The sequence below is a fragment of the Streptomyces sp. RFCAC02 genome, from assembly GCF_004193175.1.
Taxonomy (GTDB): Bacteria; Actinomycetota; Actinomycetes; order Streptomycetales; family Streptomycetaceae; genus Streptomyces.
The window spans coordinates 1,186,019-1,201,451 of sequence record NZ_SAUH01000001.1; the positions used below are offsets into that span (position 1 = coordinate 1,186,019).

Below are 15,433 nucleotides of genomic sequence, written 5' to 3' on the forward strand. Positions count from 1 at the left end.
GTCAGGATCTTCTGCGTCGGTGCTGCTGTCGGGACGAGCATGCGTGCGTGCGTGCGGTGCGGCAACGGCGGCCGGCGCCTACTGGATCAGGTAGATGGTGGCGAACAGGCCGATCCACACGACGTCGACGAAGTGCCAGTAGTACGACACGACGATCGCCGTGGTGGCCTGCTCGTGCGTGAACCGACGCGCCGCGTACGTCCTGCCGAGGACGAGCAGGAAGGCGATCAGTCCGCCGAGGACGTGCAGGCCGTGGAACCCGGTGGTGAGGTAGAAGGCCGAACCGTACGGGTCGGAGGAGATCGAGATTCCCTCGTGACTCACCAGTTCGGTGTACTCCGTCACCTGGCCGCCGATGAAGATCGCGCCCATGATGAAGGTCACCACGAACCAGCCGCGGAGCTTCTTCACATCGCCGCGTTCCGCCGCGAAGACGCCGAGCTGGCAGGTGAGGGAGGAGAGCACCAGGATCGTGGTGTTGGTGAGTGAGAACGGCAGGTTCAGCGCGTCGGCCTTCTCCTGCCAGAAGTCAGCACCCATCACCGACCGCAGGGTGAAGTACATCGCGAAGAGGGCCGCGAAGAACATCAGCTCGGAACTCAGCCAGATGACCGTACCGACGCTGGTGACGTTCGGCCGGTTGACCGAGGGAGTCGCGTGCCCTGTTTCTACTGCTGTTGCTGTCGCCACGCCCGTCATTATGTCGGTCGCCCTTCCGGCACTTGTCTCGGGGTGGGGTTCGGTGTGTCCACGGAGTAGCATCCGCGCAACGGACCCAACGCGACCCGCGGAGGAACGATGCAGCGCACCGCGACGGTGCTGGTCTACAGCGACGATGTGAACACCCGTGAGCAGGTGCGGCTCGCCGTGGGCCGGCGGCCCGCGGCCGACCTGCCGCCGGTGGAGTACGTCGAGTGCGCCACGCTGCCCGCCGTCCTGACGGAGCTCGAACGGGGCGGTGTCGACGCCTGCGTGCTGGACGGCGAGGCCGTCCCCGCGGGCGGCATGGGGGTGTGCCGGCAGATCAAGGACGAGATCTTCGGCTGCCCGCCGGTCCTGGTCCTCATCGGCCGTCCGCAGGACGCGTGGCTGGCGACCTGGAGCCGCGCCGAGGCCGCCGTGGCCCACCCGGTGGACCCGGCCGACCTCGCCGCGGGGGTGACGGCGCTGCTGCGTTCGGCCCTGCCGGCCACGGTGTGATTCACCCGCCCGGGTCGGGGCACGCTGCTCCGGACGGCTCCTCCCGGGCACCCACGACGACGGCGGCGGCCGTCCCGGATCCCGGGGCGGCCGCCGCCGTCGTGGTGGCGCGGGGTCAGACGGCGGGGGTGAGCCGTGCGGCCTTCGCGTCGTCCGAGCCTCCGGAGTCCTTCTCCCGGTCGGCGCCCGCGCCCTGTGCCGTGCCGCCGCCGGACGCCTCGTCGAGGGCGCTGCCGGCGAGCCACTCGTCCCAGGACAGGTTCCAGTCCCCGAACCCGTTGCCGAACGGCGCCATGTCCTCGCCGAAGCCGTTGACGTGCTGCACGATGTCGCCCGGCTTCACCAGCTCGTAGAACCACTGGGCGTTCTCCGTGCTGAGGCCCGTGCAGCCGTGGCTGACGTTGGCCGAGCCCTGGGAGCCGACCGACCAGGGCGCCCCGTGGACGTACTCGCCGCTCCAGGTCAGCCGGGCCGCCCAGTAGACCGGCAGGTCGTAGGACTCGGCGGAGCCGGCGGGGATGCCGATGCTGGTGCCGGTCATGCGGACGTACTGCTCGCGTCCGAGGACGACCTTGATGCCGTTGCGGGTGGCGAACCCCTCCTTGCCGGTGGTGATGGGGATCGTCCGCAGCTCCTCGCCGTTGCGCGAGACGGTCATGTGGTGGGTGCTGATGTCGGCCACGGCCTCGATGCGGTCACCCGTTCGCAGGGTGAGTTTCTTGGTCTCCCCACCGCGCAGTTCGTCGCCGATGGGCAGGCCGTCCAGGCCGGACGTGACGGTGATGGAGGCGTTGGCGGGCCAGTACTCGCGGGGACGGTAGTGCAGCTCCTTGTCGTCCACCCAGTGCCAGGCGCCCTCGACGGCCGGCTCCGACGTGACCGTCAGGGAACTCTCGACCAGGGCGCGTTCGGCCGGGTCGGCGACCCCCTCGCTGAGCGTCGCGGTGATGGGCTGCCCGACGCCGTACGTGCCCGCCTCGGGGCCGAAGGCGACGGTGAGCCGATCAGCCTCCGAGTCGCCCGTCCTGAAGGTGTGGACGCCGCGTCCGGGGTCGCCGTCGCCGTTCTCGGTGCTCACCTTCACCGTGTACTCGGCCTCGGCGGCGAGCGCCGTCGTGGAGCGCCAGCCGCGCCCGTCGGCGGACAGTTCGCCGGTCAGGGTCCTGCCGTCCCCGTCGGTGGCGACCACGTCGGTGATCCGGGTGCCCGAGTCCCTGGCGGTGATGCTGAGGGGCGTGTCCGGATCGACCTCGGCACCGTCGCGTTCGCCGGCGGTGCCGAAGGAGAGCTGTCCGGCGGCGTCGTACGCCTCGCCGGCCAGGGGCTTCGCGCCTCCGCCGCACGCGGTGAGCCCGGCCACGAGCGGGGCCAGTACCAGCGTGCAGCCGAGCTGTATCCGAGTTTTGTGGCTCATGGACACAACGTAAGGACGCTGACCTGAAGCGGCACGCTGGGTGACTGCATACGGGTGGGACCCCCGTACGGACAGGCCGTACGGGGGTCCCGTGGTGGTGCGGTGGGGCGGGCTACTGGTTCTGGTTCTCGCCCCGGTAGTACTCGTACACCCACAGCCAGAGGCCGAAGCCGATCAGCGGGAAGGTGAAGTAGAGCAGCCACCAGCCGAAGACCGGGGACATGAAGGCGAACATGCCGCCGCCCGCGAGCGCCAGGGGCGCCCAGCTGTGCGGGCTGAAGAAGCCGACCTCACCGGCGTCGTCGGCGACGTCCGCGTTCTTGTTGTCCTGGGCGCCGGCGTCCACCCGCCGGGCGGTGAAGACCAGGTAGAACCCGATCATCGCCGACAGGGCGAACGCCAGGAACAGGCCCGTGGTGCCGACCGGTTCCTTCGACCACATGCCGTAGACGACGGCCACGGCCAGCATGAAGACCGCGAGCCACGCGAAGAGGTGTCCCTGGATTCTCACTGTCCGGCCTCCTTACCACCGACGGCCTCCAGCTCGTGGCGGGCGTCGTTCTCCAGCTCGTCGAGCGCCGACACCTCGGGGTGGTGCAGGTCGAACGCGGGCGACTCGGAGCGGATCTTGGGCAGCGTGATGAAGTTGTGCCGGGGTGGCGGGCAGGACGTGGCCCATTCGAGGGAACGGCCGTAGCCCCACGGGTCGTCGGCGTCGACCGGCTTGCCGTACTTCCAGGTCTTCCAGATGTTGTAGAAGAACGGCAGCATCGACAGGCCGAGCAGGAACGAGCTGATCGTGGAGATGGTGTTCAGCGCGGTCCAGCCGTCGGCGTCGAGGTAGTCGGCGTACCGGCGCGGCATGCCCTCGGCACCCAGCCAGTGCTGCACGAGGAAGGTCCCGTGGAAGCCGATGAACAGCGTCCAGAAGGTGATCTTGCCGAGCCGCTCGTCGAGCATCTTGCCCGTCCACTTCGGCCACCAGAAATGGAATCCGGCGAACATCGCGAAGACGACGGTTCCGAAAACCACGTAGTGGAAGTGGGCGACGACGAAATACGAGTCGGAAACGGCGAAGTCGAGCGGCGGGGACGCCAGGATGACGCCCGTCAGACCACCGAAGAGGAAGGTGATCAGGAAGCCGACCGACCAGAGCATCGGTGTTTCGAAACTCAGCGATCCCTTCCACATCGTGCCGATCCAGTTGAAGAACTTCACACCGGTCGGGACGGCGATGAGGAATGTCATGAAGGAGAAGAACGGCAGCAGGACCGCGCCCGTCACGTACATGTGGTGCGCCCACACCGTCACCGAGAGGCCGGCGATGGTGATGGTCGCGGCGACCAGGCCGATGTAGCCGAAGATCGGCTTCCGGCTGAACACCGGGATGACCTCGGACACGATGCCGAAGAACGGCAGGGCGATGATGTACACCTCGGGATGGCCGAAGAACCAGAAGAGGTGCTGCCACAGGATCGCGCCGCCGTTGGCCGCGTCGAAGATGTGTGCCCCGAACGTCCGGTCCGCCTCCAGGGCGAACAGCGCGGCGGCCAGGACCGGGAAGGCCAGCAGGACCAGCACACCGGTCAGCAGGACGTTCCAGGTGAAGATCGGCATGCGGAACATCGTCATGCCGGGAGCGCGCATGCAGATGATCGTCGTGATGAAGTTGACCGAGCCGAGGATGGTGCCGAAGCCGGAGAAGGCGAGGCCCATGATCCACATGTCGGAGCCGAGCCCGGGCGATCTGATCGCGTCGGACAGCGGCGAGTAGGCGAACCAGCCGAAGCCGGCGGCGCCCTGCGGGGTGAGGAAGCCGGCGATCGCGAAGAGGCTGCCGAAGAGGTACAGCCAGTACGCGAGCATGTTGAGACGCGGGAAGGCCACGTCCGGCGCGCCGATCTGGAGCGGCATGATCCAGTTCGCGAAGCCGGAGAAGAGCGGCGTCGCGAACATCAGCAGCATCACCGTGCCGTGCATGGTGAAGAGCTGGTTGAACTGCTCCTTCGACACGACCTGGAGTCCCGGCCGTGCCAGCTCGGCGCGCATGACGAGCGCCATGATGCCGCCGAAGATGAAGAAGGCGAACGACGTGACCAGGTACAGCGTCCCGATCGTCTTGTGGTCGGTGGTGGTCAGCCACTTGATGGCGGTCGCGCCTGGCCGCTTGGGCCGGACGATCGGTGGCTGCGCCTCCGTGTCGGCCGACTGGCGCTCTTCGAGGATACTCACGCTCGCCCCTCGTTGGTTTCGGCGTTCCGGGCGGCGTCCGTCTGGGCGATGCCGGCCGGGACGTAGCCGGTCTGGCCCTCGTCCGCCAAGCTCTGGAGGTAGGCGTCGTACTCCTCGGGGGAGACGACCTTGACGTTGAAGAGCATGCTGGAATGGTCGGTGCCGCACAGTTCGGCGCACTTGCCCCGGAACGTGCCCTCCTGGGTCGGAGTCACGGTGAAGCTGTTCGTGTGACCCGGGATGGCGTCCATCTTCATCAGGAACGGCAGCACCCAGAAGGAGTGGTTGACGTCCCGGGAGGTGATGATGAACGTCGTCTCCTCGCCGACCGGGAGGTACAGCGTCGGTCCGGGGTCGCCCGTGTCGGGGTCGTGCTGCGCGGGCGTGCCGACCTCGTGGACGCCGTCGGAGTTCTCCGGGTAGATGTCCTCGAAGCGGTCGGGGATGGCCGACAGCTCCGGCGCGTCCTCGGCGTACTCGTCGCCCTCGCCGACCGGCTGGATGTAGTTGAACGCCCAGCTCCACTGGAAGGCCACGACGTTGACCACGTTCTTCGGCCGGTCGGGGTTCTTCAGCAGCTCCGACTGGTCACGCGCCGTGAAGTAGAAGAGGACCGAGACGATGATGATCGGGACGAGCGTGTAGAGCGCCTCGATGGGGAGGTTGTAGCGGTTCTGCGGCGGAACCTCGACCTTGGTCCTCGAGCGCCGGTGGAAGAACACGCTCCACAGGATCAGGCCCCAGACCAGCGCGCCCGTTGCCAGCGCGGCGGCCCACGAACCCTGCCAGAGGGACAGGATGCGGGGTGCCTCCTCCGTCACGGGGGTGGGCATGCCGAGGCGGGGGAAGTCCTCGGATGTGCAACCTGTCGCGGTTGCCAGGACCAGGCCCGCAAGGAGCGCCGGCGGCAGAATTCTCCGCCGCATCGGGCGCCGCGACGAGCGGTCGGAGCCGTTGGGACTCACGTAGCGCCTTCCCGAGAGTCTCGCCCATGGTCCGGGCTGCCTTCGCACGGAGCGGGGGCCGGCCCTGACACGGGCAGGGGTTTGGATGTTTATGCGGACCAAACCCTACTGGACGCCCCCACGCGGCACGCGGGGAGGGTGCGCCTAACGCGCCGGAGGGGACGAAGGCGTTCGGCCGGTGAGGTATGCCTGCGACACACCGGGACGTATTAGCGTTCCGGGCGTGCCTTCCTTCGACGCAGCCTCGTCCCTGCCCCTGCACCCCGTCGCGCGGGAGGCGTTCCTCGCCGCACTCGACGACGGCTGGGCCGACCCCGGTCGGCTCCACCGGGAGGGCCGCCGGGCGCGGTTGCTGCTCGACGCCGCCAGGGAGACGGCGGCCGAGGCCGTCGGCTGCCGTCCCGACGAGCTGACGTTCACTCCTTCGGGGACGCACGCGCTGCACACCGGGATCCTGGGGGCGCTGGCGGGCCGCGCCCGGGTGAGCCGGCGTCTGCTGGTGTCGGCGGTCGAGCATTCGGCCGTCCTCCATGCGGCCGACGCCCACCGGGAGGCGGGCGGCGATGCGGCGGAGATCGGGGTCGACCGCACGGGCCGGGTGGCGCCCGGCGCGGTCGGCGAGGCGATCGACGCCGGGGGCGGCGCGGCGCTGGTGTGCGTCCAGTCGGCCAACCACGAGGTGGGGACGCGGCAGCCGGTGGCGGAGATCGCGGACGAGTGCGCGGCGCGGGGCGTTCCGCTGCTGGTGGACGCGGCGCAGTCGCTCGGCTGGGAGGCCGTGCCGGGGGCGTGGACGCTGCTCGCGGGAAGCGCGCACAAGTGGGGCGGTCCCGGGGGTGTCGGGTTGCTCGTGGTGCGCAAGGGGGCGCGTTTCAAGCCGCGCGCGCCGCTGGACGAGCGGGAGGGCGGCCGCTCCCCCGGCTTCGAGAACGTGCCGGCCGTCGTGGCGGCGGCCGCGTCGCTGCGCGCGGTGCGGGCCGGGGCCGCGGCGGAGGCTGCCCGGCTGGCGGCGCTGGTCGACCTGGTGCGGGCCGAGGTGCCGCGCCGGGTGCCGGACGTGGAGGTGGTGGGCGACGCGGTGCGGCGGCTGCCGCACATCGTCACGTTCTCCTGCCTGTACGTGGACGGCGAGGCCCTGCTGCACGCGCTGGGCCGGGCGGGCTTCTCCGTCTCGTCGGGTTCGTCGTGCGTGTCCGGCACGCTGACGCCGAGCCATGTCCTGCGGGCCATGGGCGTGCTGTCGGAAGGGAACGTCCGTGTGTCGCTGCCGCCGGGCACGCCGCGCGAGGAGGTGGAACGTTTCCTCGCCGTCCTGCCGGACGCGGTGGCCGGGGTGCGCGCCCAGCTCACGGACGTACCGGACACGGCCGCCCGCGCCGTGCGGGACGCGGCGGGGGTGACCGTGGACGCGCTGGGGAAGCTGTGCCCGCTGCCGGTGATCGAGCTGGCGCGCGTCATCGGTGACGTCCCGGTCGGCGGGACGGTGACCGTCCTCGCCGACGACCCCGCGGCGCGTCTCGACATCCCGGCGTGGTGCGGCATGCGGGGGCAGACGTTCCTCGGCGGGGAACCCGCGCCGGACGGGGGCGTCGCGTACCGGGTGCGGCGGGAGAGCTGACCGGCCGGTCAGCCGAAGTGGGCGACGACCTCGGCGGCGGCCTCCTCGCCGTACGCCTTGGTGAACCGCTCGATGTACGAGTCGCGGCGCAGCGTGTACTCCTGGGTGCCGACGGTCTCGATGACGAGGGTGGCGACCATGCAGCCGATCTGCGCGGCGCGTTCGAGGGGGACGCCCCAGACGAGGCCGGCGAGGAACCCGGCGCGGAAGCCGTCGCCGACGCCGGTGGGGTCCGCCTTGGCGTGCTCCTGGGGGCAGCCGACCTCGATGTCGGGCTCACCCGCCCGTTCGATGCGGACGCCGCGCGCGCCGAGGGTGGTGACGCGGGTGCCGACGCGGGCGAGGACGTCGGCCGGGGACCAGCCGGTCTTCGTCTCGATGAGGGACTTCTCGTACTCGTTGTGGAAGAGGAGGGCGGCGCCCTCGGTCAGGGCGCGGATCTCGTCGCCGCCCATGCGGGCGAGCTGCTGGGAGTAGTCGGCGGCGAACGGGATGCCGCGCGTCCTGCACTCCTCGGTGTGCCGGAGCATCGCCTCGGGGTCGTCCGCGCCGATGTGCACGAGGTCGAGGGCGCCGACCCGGTCGGCGACGGCCTGGAGCTCGATGAGGCGGGCCTCGCTCATGGCGCCGGTGTAGAAGGAGCCGATCTGGTTGTGGTCCGCGTCGGTGGTGCACACGAAGCGGGCGGTGTGCAGGAGGTCGGAGATGCGGACGGAGCCGGTGTCCACGCCGTGCCGGTCGAGCCAGGCGCGGTACTCCTCGAAGTCCTGCCCGGCGGCGCCGACGAGGATCGGTGAGGCGCCGAGCTGGCCCATGCCGAAGCAGATGTTGGCCGCGACGCCGCCGCGCCGCACCTCCAGGGTGTCGACCAGGAAGGAGAGGGAGACGGTGTGCAGTTGATCGCCGATGAGCTGGTCCGCGAACCGGCCGGGGAACGTCATCAGATGGTCGTTGGCGATGGAGCCCGAGACGGCGATGCGCACGGTGTGTCTGCTTCCTGGAGGTGATCGGAGGGACCCAGGCTACCGGCGGGAACCGGCCGTCCCGCGGGCCCGTCCAACGGGCGTGGAACCGACGGCGGTTCGGAGATGCTGCGAGAGGCGATGCCATGACGGGCGACATTCCCGCCGGTGGGACGACGGCGGGACACGGCGGTACGGCCCCGGTGCCGGGTCCTGCCGGCGAGGGGCCGGACACGGCCGGACCGGCGGACGCGGCGACCGGTGATGCCGGCACGAGCACCCGGACGGGGGACCCTGCCCCGTCCGGCACGGACGGCGGTGCGCCGAGCCGGGACACCGGGCCGGAGGAGCGGGTCCCGGAGGCCCCTGCCGCCGGGGACACGGCGGGTGCGCCGTGGTGGCGGGGGCGTCGGCGGGCCGTGCCCGTGCTCGCCGCCGCCGCGGTCGTCGCCGCCGTGACGGCCGGGGTCCTCGTGGCCGGCGGCTCCGGCGGTCCCGGCGGCGAGGCACCGGCCGGATCGTCCGGTTCGGCCTCCGAGTTCCTGGCCCTGGACGCCGTGCCCGGCGGGCCGGAGGCCGGCGGCGGGGACGCCGCGGTCCCCGATCCGCTGCTCCCGGACGGCGGCGGACGGCTCCTCGTCGCCGAGGGCGACCTGCCAAACGGCCCCGGCATCGCCGCGGTGTACCGGTTCGCCGAGGACGGTGCGGCGGACGTGGACCGGCAGACGGCGGCGGGCCTGGCCCGCGCGCTCGGCATCGACGGGGAGGTACGCGACGGCGGCGCCTCCTGGGTGGCCGCGGGACCCGACGCGGACGCCGCGAGCCTGACCGTGCAGCGCGCCGCGCCCGGCTCCTGGACGTACGGCGGCGGCACGTACATCGCGGACCCGGCCGACGGAACGGCCGTGGACATCGGTGCCGGGCCGCCCGACCCGTCCGACGCCCTGGAGGCCGCCGCTCCCCTGCTCGCCGAGCTGGGACTCGACGACCCGGACCGGGCCGTCGTCGAGGCGGGCGGGACGGCCGGCGGCAGCCGTGTCGTCCGCGCCCTCCCGCTGCTCGACGGGCTGCCCGTGAGCGGGATGGAGACGACGGTGCTCGTGGACGGGCGCGGGACCGTGGTCGCCGCGCAGGGGGCGCTCGGCGTCCCGGCCGAGGCCGAGGAGCGGGGCGTGACCGGCGCCCGGGAGGCCCTGGACGCCCACAACGCGTCCGTCCCCACCGCGGGGGAGGCGGGGAGCGACGGCTCCGGCGGTGAGGTCGCGCCGGCCCGGCCCTGCGACGTGCCGCCGGCCGCCCCCGACCTGCCCCACGACGGCGCGGCCGCGGCCGAGGAGCCGACGGACGCCGTGGAGTGCGCCGTGTCCGCGGCACAACCGGTGCCGGTGACGGCCGAGTTCGGCTACGCCCTGCGCTACTCGGACGACGAACCGGTGCTGGTGCCGTCCTGGCTGTTCCGTGCGGCCGGGCAGGAGGGCGGCGGCCCGTACGAGGCGGCGCAGCCGGCCGTGGCGTACGAGGAGAGCGGGAGCGGGGACGGCGGCACGCAGGCCGGTCCCGCGGAGCCGGCGCCCGACGCACCCGACGGGTCCGCCGAGCCCCTGGACCCCGGCACGTCCGTGGAACCGTACGAGCCCGGGGACCGCGTCCTGACCGTCACCTTCTGGGCCGGCGTCTGCGACACCTACGCCGGCACGGCCGAGGAGACGGCGGACGGCATCACGGTGAGCGTCGCCGCCGTCGGTGAGCGCGACCCCGGCGAGCAGTGCATCCTGGTCGCCGAGCGGCAGAGCGTGGATGTGGAACTTGACGCGCCGGTCGGCGACCGGGAGGTGCGCGTCCTGGAGAACGGCGTGCCGGCCATCGGCTGAGCCGCCGCGGACATGCCGGAGGCGGCGACCCGCAGGGGGTCGCCGCCTCCGTCCGCGCGGCCGGCCGGTGGCCGGTCCCCGTCAGCTGAACGAGTCGCCGCAGGCGCAGGAACCGGTCGCGTTCGGGTTGTCGATGGTGAAGCCCTGCTTCTCGATGGTGTCCACGAAGTCGATGGACGCGCCGCCGAGGTAGGGGGCGCTCATGCGGTCGGTGACGACCTTGACGCCGTCGTAGTCCTTCACGACGTCGCCGTCGAGGGACCGCTCGTCGAAGAAGAGCTGGTAGCGCAGACCGGAGCATCCCCCGGGCTGGACCGCCACCCGGAGCGCGAGGTCGTCGCGCCCCTCCTGCTCGAGCAGGCCCCTGACCTTCGCCACGGCCGCGTCGGAAAGGATGATGCCGTCGCTCACGGCGGTCTCTTCCGTTACGGACATCTGCGTCTCTCCCGGTACTCGTTCGGAATGCTCTGGCAGCGGGCTGCAACAGCCGCTCGTCCGGTTTTATTCCGGCGTCCTCCAGCGTTGTACCGCCGTTGCCATGCTCGCACACACCGCCCGGGTCGGGCACGGCCGCCGGGGTGGAGTGACGTAATCGGCATCGTCAGACTGACGCGAAGCGGGTTATCATCCATTGCGTCAATACGACGAAAAGTCTTGTCGGCTTCCTACGGAAAGAAGGGTGGGTGCCATGACCACCACCCAGAGCCTGGACGTCACCCCCTCCCCCCTGGCCCTCCTCCTGCTCGGCCGCGGGTCCGACCCGGCGAGCGAGCGCGGCGTGGACTGTCCGGGTGACCTGCCGGCGCCCTCCGACCCCGGCCTCGTGGAACGGGCGCGCGCGGCCAAGGAACGGCTCGGCGAGCGCGTCTTCGTCCTCGGGCACCACTACCAGCGGGACGAGGTGGTGCAGTTCGCCGACGTGACGGGCGACTCGTTCAAGCTGGCCAGGGACGCGGCGGCGCGCCCCCAGGCCGAGTACATCGTCTTCTGCGGCGTGCACTTCATGGCGGAGTCCGCCGACATCCTCACCTCCGACGACCAGGCCGTCGTCCTCCCCGACCTCGCCGCCGGCTGCTCGATGGCCGACATGGCCGACGCCGAGCAGGTCGCCGAGGCGTGGGACGTGCTGACCGACGCCGGGGTCGCCGGCTCCACCGTGCCGGTCACCTACATGAACTCCTCGGCCGACATCAAGGCGTTCACCGGCCGCCACGGCGGCACCGTCTGCACCTCGTCCAACGCCCGCCGCGCCCTGGAATGGGCCTTCGCGCAGCGCCCCGACGGCGAGGGCAAGGTCCTCTTCCTGCCCGACCAGCACCTCGGCCGCAACACCGCCGTGCGCGACCTCGGCATGTCCCTGGAGGACTGCGTCGTCTACAACCCGCACAAGCCGAACGGCGGCCTCACCGCCGACGAGCTGCGGCGGGCGAGGATGATCCTGTGGCGGGGGCACTGCTCGGTCCACGGCCGGTTCACCCTGGAGTCGGTGCGGGAGGTGCGCGAGCGCATCCCCGGCGTCAACGTCCTGGTCCACCCCGAGTGCAAGCACGAGGTCGTCGCCGCGGCCGACCGGGTCGGCTCCACCGAGCACATCATCCGGACGCTGGAGGAGGCGCCGGCGGGCAGCCGCTGGGCCATCGGGACCGAGCTGAACCTCGTCCGCCGCCTCGCGGACCGCTTCGCCCCGCAGGGCAAGGAGATCGTCTTCCTGGACCGCACGGTCTGCTTCTGCTCCACGATGAACCGCATCGACCTGCCCCACCTCGTCTGGGCGCTGGAGTCGCTCGCGGACGGCAAGGTCGTGAACCGCATCCGCGTGGACGCCGAGACCGAGCACTACGCCAAGCTGGCCCTGGAGCGCATGCTCGCGCTGCCGTGACGCACGGGTCCGGCCGCCCGCCGTGGCCGGCCGGCCCCCTCCGGTGTGCGCCGGAGCCGCGCGGCGGGAAGGATCGAGGGCATGCTGCTGCGCCGCGTACGGGACACCCGCGAGGACGCCGAGGCCGTACGGGCCGTCGCCGCCGCCGGTGCCGGGGAGACCGCCGGCACGGGCGCCGACGGCACGGCGGCGGACCGGCCCGCGCTCCGGCGCCGCGTCGTCCGGCACCTCGCCGGCACCGACCCGGAGGGCTGCTGGCTCGCCGAGGACGCCGCCGGGCGGCCCGTCGGCGCGGCGCTCGCCGCCCGCCGCGACACCCTGTGGGGCCTCACCCTGCTGGCCGTCGCCCCCGAGGCGCGCGGCAAGGGAGTCGGCACGGAGCTGGTGCGCCACGTCCTCGGCTACGCGCGCGGCACCCTGCGCGGCATGGCCTGCGCGGGCGACCACCCGGCCGCGGCCCGGGTGCTGCGGGGCGCCGGGTTCACGCTGCACCCGCTCATGACGCTGTCCGGCACGGTCGACGGGTCACGGCTCACCGTCCCGGACGGCCCCGCCATCGAGGGCGGCCCGGCGCAGCGCGACCTCATGGACTCCGTGGACCGGCGGCTGCGGGGCAGCGCCCACGGCCCGGACCACGACGAGCTGCTGCGCCACTGCCGCGTCGTCGTCGCCGACGACCTGGCGGGCAGCGGCTACTGCTACCTGGACGCGGACAGCGGCGGCGTCGAACTCCTCGCCGCCACCTCCCGCAGGATCGCCGTCCGTCTCCTCGCGTCCGCGCTCCTCAGCCTGCCGCCGGGCACCGCCGCCACCGTGCCCCGGCTGACCACGGAGCAGGAGTGGGCGCTCGACGTGGGCCTGGCCGCCGGGCTGGCCCTGCGCACCGACGGATTCCTGTGCCTGCGCGGCATGCGGCCCCCGCGCCCGTACATACCGTCGGCCTACTTCCAGTGAGAGCGCCCGCCGTGACTCCCGCGTGTCAGACCGCGCGGGGGCGTACGAGGCCCGTCTCGTAGGCGGTGACGACGAGCTGGGCGCGGTCCCGCGCGGACAGCTTCGTCAGCAGGCGGTTGATGTGCGTCTTGACCGTCAGGGGACTCACGCCGAGCCGCAGCGCGATCTCGTCGTTCGACAGGCCCCCGGCGACCTCCACCAGCACCTCGCGCTCGCGCGCGGTGAGGACGTCGAGCCGTGCGGCGTCGAGCGGCGGTCCCCCCGCCCCGTCGCGCGCCAGGAAGCGGGCGATCAGGCCCCGGGTCGCCGACGGGGACAGCAGCGACTCCCCCGCCGCCGCGAGCCGGATGGCGTGCAGCAGCTCCTCCGGCTCCGCGCCCTTGCCGAGGAACCCCGAGGCGCCCGCGCGCAGCGCCTCGACCACGTAGTCGTCGGACTCGAACGTCGTCAGGATCACCACCCGCACACCCGCCAGCGACGGGTCGGCGCCGATGGCGCGCGTGGCGGCCAGGCCGTCCGTGCCGGGCATGCGGATGTCCATCAGCACGACGTCGGCGCCCGCCTCGCGGACCACCCGTACGGCCTCGGCCCCGTCGGATGCCTCGCCCGTCACCGTCATGCCCGGATCGGAGTCCACGAGGACGCGGAACGCGCTGCGCAGCAGGGCCTGGTCGTCGGCCAGGACGACACGTATCACGCGTGCCGCCCGGCGGGGTCGGCCGCGAACCCGCTCCAGCCGCACGTCCTGCGGGCCGCCGTGACCGTCTCCGCGTCCGGGTGCGGCGGCTCCAGCGGCAGGATCACACGGACCCGGAAGCCGCGGCCGTCCTTCGGCGCCGCCTCGCACCTGCCGCTCAGGGCGGCGGCGCGCTCCCGCATGCCGGTGAGCCCGTGCCCACCGCCGGCGTCCCGGCCGGGCGGACGGCCGTCCCCGGCGGCGGGCACCGGCCCGTCGTCGTCCACCGTGACGGTCAGCTCCGGAGCGCTCCGGCCCCCCGTGCGGACGATCCGGACCCAGGCCGTCGCGGTCGGCCCGGCGTGCTTCTGGACGTTGGTCAGGGCCTCCTGGACGACCCGGTACGCCGCCAGGTCGACCGCCGACGGGAGGTGCCCGGCCGCCGCCGGGGCGTCCACCGACACGGTCATGCCGGCGTTGCGGAAGCCGTCCACCAGGTCGTCGAGGACGGCCAGGCCGCGCGCCGGTTCGGTCGGCGCGAGCGGCTCGCCCTGCTGGCGCAGCAGCCCGACCGTGCTCTGCAGCTCCCCGAGGGCGCGGCGGCTGGCGTCCCTGATGTGGGCGAGGGCCTCCTTCGCCTGGTCGGGCCGCGCCTCCATGACGTGCGAGGCGACACCGGCCTGCACGTTCACCAGGGCGATGTGATGGGCCACGACGTCGTGCAGCTCACGGGCGATCCGCATCCGCTCCTCGGCGACACGGCGCCTGGCCTCCTCCTCGCGGGTGGCCTCGGCCCGCTCCGCGCGCTCCTTGATGGCCTCGAACATGGCGCGGCGCGTCCTCGCGGCCTCCCCGACCGCGGCGGCGAGGGCCGTCCAGGCGAAGACGCCGAGATTGTCCGACGAGTACCAGGGACGGGTGCCGAACACCATCGCGACCGGCGGCAGCACGAGGAGCGGCAGGAGCGCCGCGCGGCGCGTGGTGGCCCGGTCGGTGCGCAGGGCGACCGTGAGGAGGGCGACGACGACCGCGATCACCATGGCCGTGCTGCGCTGGTCCGGGTCGTAGGAGAAGCTGCCGAGGACCAGTTCGAGGACGGTGAGGCCCGTGACGGCGGCCAGCACCGCCACGGGACGGCGGCGGCGCGCGACGAGCGCCGCGCAGGCGGCCACGGTCAGCAGCAGGGTGTGCGGGGCGAGGTGACGCTTGCCGAAGCCCTCACCGCCGCCGTGCCCGTACACGGTGACGGTGGCGCACAGGACGCCCCCGAGCACGAACACGGCGACGCAGACGTCGGCCGCCAGCGGGTGGCGCCGCAGCCAGCCGGCCACACGGATGCCTTGCTCGGGATTCACGGGCGGCGGGGGCGGTCAGTCCGGGATGAGTCCGTCGTCGGTGAGCATCGCGCGCACCTCGTCGATGGACGCCTCGGCGGCGGGCAGGATCAGCTCGGACGGCTCGAGCGCGTCGTCCGGCAGGGGGGAGCCCAGCTCACGCACGGCGGCGAGCAGCGCGTCGAGCGTGCGGCGGAAACCGGTGGAGTCGCCGTTCTCCACCTCGGCGAGCAGTTCGTCGTCGAGCCTGTTCAGCACGGGGAGGTGGCTGTCGTCCAGCCGGACCTGCCCCTCCCCCATGATCCGTACGATCACGTCGCTACTCCTC

General features: G+C 72.6%; 15 protein-coding genes. 5 read left to right on the forward strand and 10 right to left on the reverse strand.

Going from position 1 to position 15,433, the window contains the following annotated elements:
- Window positions 1-78: 78 nt before the first annotated feature.
- Window positions 79-699 (reverse strand): heme-copper oxidase subunit III, encoded by a 621-nt coding sequence (locus EMA09_RS05345; RefSeq protein ID WP_129839389.1) that lies wholly within the window; start codon window positions 697-699, stop codon window positions 79-81.
- A 99-nt stretch (window positions 700-798) separates the two neighbouring features.
- On the opposite strand from EMA09_RS05345, the gene EMA09_RS05350 reads away from it, so the two are divergent.
- Window positions 799-1,200: a response regulator transcription factor gene (locus EMA09_RS05350; protein ID WP_129839391.1), complete on the forward strand. Its 402-nt coding sequence runs from the start codon at window positions 799-801 to the stop codon at window positions 1,198-1,200.
- A 115-nt stretch (window positions 1,201-1,315) separates the two neighbouring features.
- On the opposite strand, the gene EMA09_RS05355 is transcribed toward EMA09_RS05350, so the two are convergent.
- From EMA09_RS05355 to coxB, 4 genes are all read right to left on the reverse strand, one after another.
- On the reverse strand, window positions 1,316-2,614 hold the full coding sequence (locus EMA09_RS05355; RefSeq protein WP_129839393.1) for an Ig-like domain-containing protein: 1,299 nt from the start codon (window positions 2,612-2,614) through the stop codon (window positions 1,316-1,318).
- A 112-nt stretch (window positions 2,615-2,726) separates the two neighbouring features.
- Window positions 2,727-3,125 carry a cytochrome c oxidase subunit 4 gene (locus EMA09_RS05360; protein ID WP_129839394.1) on the reverse strand — a complete coding sequence of 133 codons (399 nt, stop codon included), beginning with the start codon at window positions 3,123-3,125 and terminating at the stop codon, window positions 2,727-2,729.
- Window positions 3,122-4,795 carry a cytochrome c oxidase subunit I gene (gene ctaD, locus EMA09_RS05365; protein ID WP_346655866.1) on the reverse strand — a complete coding sequence of 558 codons (1,674 nt, stop codon included), beginning with the start codon at window positions 4,793-4,795 and terminating at the stop codon, window positions 3,122-3,124. The genes EMA09_RS05360 and ctaD overlap by 4 nt, the downstream gene beginning before the upstream one ends.
- Window positions 4,796-4,842: 47 nt before the next feature.
- Window positions 4,843-5,811: a cytochrome c oxidase subunit II gene (gene coxB / locus EMA09_RS05370; RefSeq protein ID WP_129839398.1), complete on the reverse strand. Its 969-nt coding sequence runs from the start codon at window positions 5,809-5,811 to the stop codon at window positions 4,843-4,845.
- A gap of 223 nt (window positions 5,812-6,034) precedes the next feature.
- Between coxB and EMA09_RS05375 the strand changes: the two genes are divergently transcribed.
- Complete coding sequence (locus EMA09_RS05375; RefSeq protein WP_129839400.1) at window positions 6,035-7,429, forward strand: cysteine desulfurase/sulfurtransferase TusA family protein; 1,395 nt, start codon at window positions 6,035-6,037, stop codon at window positions 7,427-7,429.
- An 8-nt stretch (window positions 7,430-7,437) separates the two neighbouring features.
- Here the strand turns inward: EMA09_RS05375 and EMA09_RS05380 are convergent, their stop codons facing one another.
- The gene (locus EMA09_RS05380; RefSeq protein WP_129839402.1) at window positions 7,438-8,412 is read right to left on the reverse strand and encodes a carbohydrate kinase family protein; all 975 of its coding nucleotides are present in this window, start codon (window positions 8,410-8,412) and stop codon (window positions 7,438-7,440) included.
- A gap of 125 nt (window positions 8,413-8,537) precedes the next feature.
- On the opposite strand from EMA09_RS05380, the gene EMA09_RS05385 reads away from it, so the two are divergent.
- Window positions 8,538-10,262: a hypothetical protein gene (locus EMA09_RS05385; protein ID WP_129839404.1), complete on the forward strand. Its 1,725-nt coding sequence runs from the start codon at window positions 8,538-8,540 to the stop codon at window positions 10,260-10,262.
- Between the two features lie 81 nt (window positions 10,263-10,343).
- On the opposite strand, the gene EMA09_RS05390 is transcribed toward EMA09_RS05385, so the two are convergent.
- Window positions 10,344-10,697: an iron-sulfur cluster assembly accessory protein gene (locus EMA09_RS05390; protein WP_129839406.1), complete on the reverse strand. Its 354-nt coding sequence runs from the start codon at window positions 10,695-10,697 to the stop codon at window positions 10,344-10,346.
- A gap of 253 nt (window positions 10,698-10,950) precedes the next feature.
- On the opposite strand from EMA09_RS05390, the gene nadA reads away from it, so the two are divergent.
- Window positions 10,951-12,141 (forward strand): quinolinate synthase NadA, encoded by a 1,191-nt coding sequence (gene nadA / locus EMA09_RS05395; protein WP_129839408.1) that lies wholly within the window; start codon window positions 10,951-10,953, stop codon window positions 12,139-12,141.
- 81 nt (window positions 12,142-12,222) lie between these two features.
- Complete coding sequence (locus EMA09_RS05400) at window positions 12,223-13,095, forward strand: GNAT family N-acetyltransferase (protein ID WP_129839410.1); 873 nt, start codon at window positions 12,223-12,225, stop codon at window positions 13,093-13,095.
- Window positions 13,096-13,120: 25 nt separating this feature from the next.
- Here the strand turns inward: EMA09_RS05400 and EMA09_RS05405 are convergent, their stop codons facing one another.
- From EMA09_RS05405 to EMA09_RS05415, 3 genes are read right to left on the reverse strand one after another with little or no spacing between them, the layout of a single operon-like run.
- Window positions 13,121-13,792, reverse strand: a complete 672-nt coding sequence (locus EMA09_RS05405; RefSeq protein ID WP_129839412.1) for a response regulator transcription factor — start codon at window positions 13,790-13,792, stop codon at window positions 13,121-13,123.
- On the reverse strand, window positions 13,789-15,126 hold the full coding sequence (locus EMA09_RS05410) for a histidine kinase (protein ID WP_129839414.1): 1,338 nt from the start codon (window positions 15,124-15,126) through the stop codon (window positions 13,789-13,791). Before EMA09_RS05410 ends, EMA09_RS05405 begins: the two co-directional genes overlap by 4 nt.
- A gap of 15 nt (window positions 15,127-15,141) precedes the next feature.
- The gene (locus EMA09_RS05415; RefSeq protein ID WP_129839415.1) at window positions 15,142-15,420 is read right to left on the reverse strand and encodes a hypothetical protein; all 279 of its coding nucleotides are present in this window, start codon (window positions 15,418-15,420) and stop codon (window positions 15,142-15,144) included.
- Between the last annotated feature and the right edge of the window lie 13 nt (window positions 15,421-15,433).

Bases quoted from the DNA above. Each gene is read 5' to 3' on its own strand.
- EMA09_RS05385 (WP_129839404.1), top strand. From the start codon at position 8,538: ATGACGGGCGACATTCCCGCCGGTGGGACGACGGCGGGACACGGCGGT.
- nadA (WP_129839408.1), top strand. From the start codon at position 10,951: ATGACCACCACCCAGAGCCTGGACGTCACCCCCTCCCCCCTGGCCCTC.
- EMA09_RS05350 (WP_129839391.1), top strand. From the start codon at position 799: ATGCAGCGCACCGCGACGGTGCTGGTCTACAGCGACGATGTGAACACC.
- EMA09_RS05400 (WP_129839410.1), top strand. From the start codon at position 12,223: ATGCTGCTGCGCCGCGTACGGGACACCCGCGAGGACGCCGAGGCCGTA.
- EMA09_RS05390 (WP_129839406.1), bottom strand. From the start codon at position 10,697: ATGTCCGTAACGGAAGAGACCGCCGTGAGCGACGGCATCATCCTTTCC.
- EMA09_RS05345 (WP_129839389.1), bottom strand. From the start codon at position 699: ATGACGGGCGTGGCGACAGCAACAGCAGTAGAAACAGGGCACGCGACT.
- EMA09_RS05355 (WP_129839393.1), bottom strand. From the start codon at position 2,614: ATGAGCCACAAAACTCGGATACAGCTCGGCTGCACGCTGGTACTGGCC.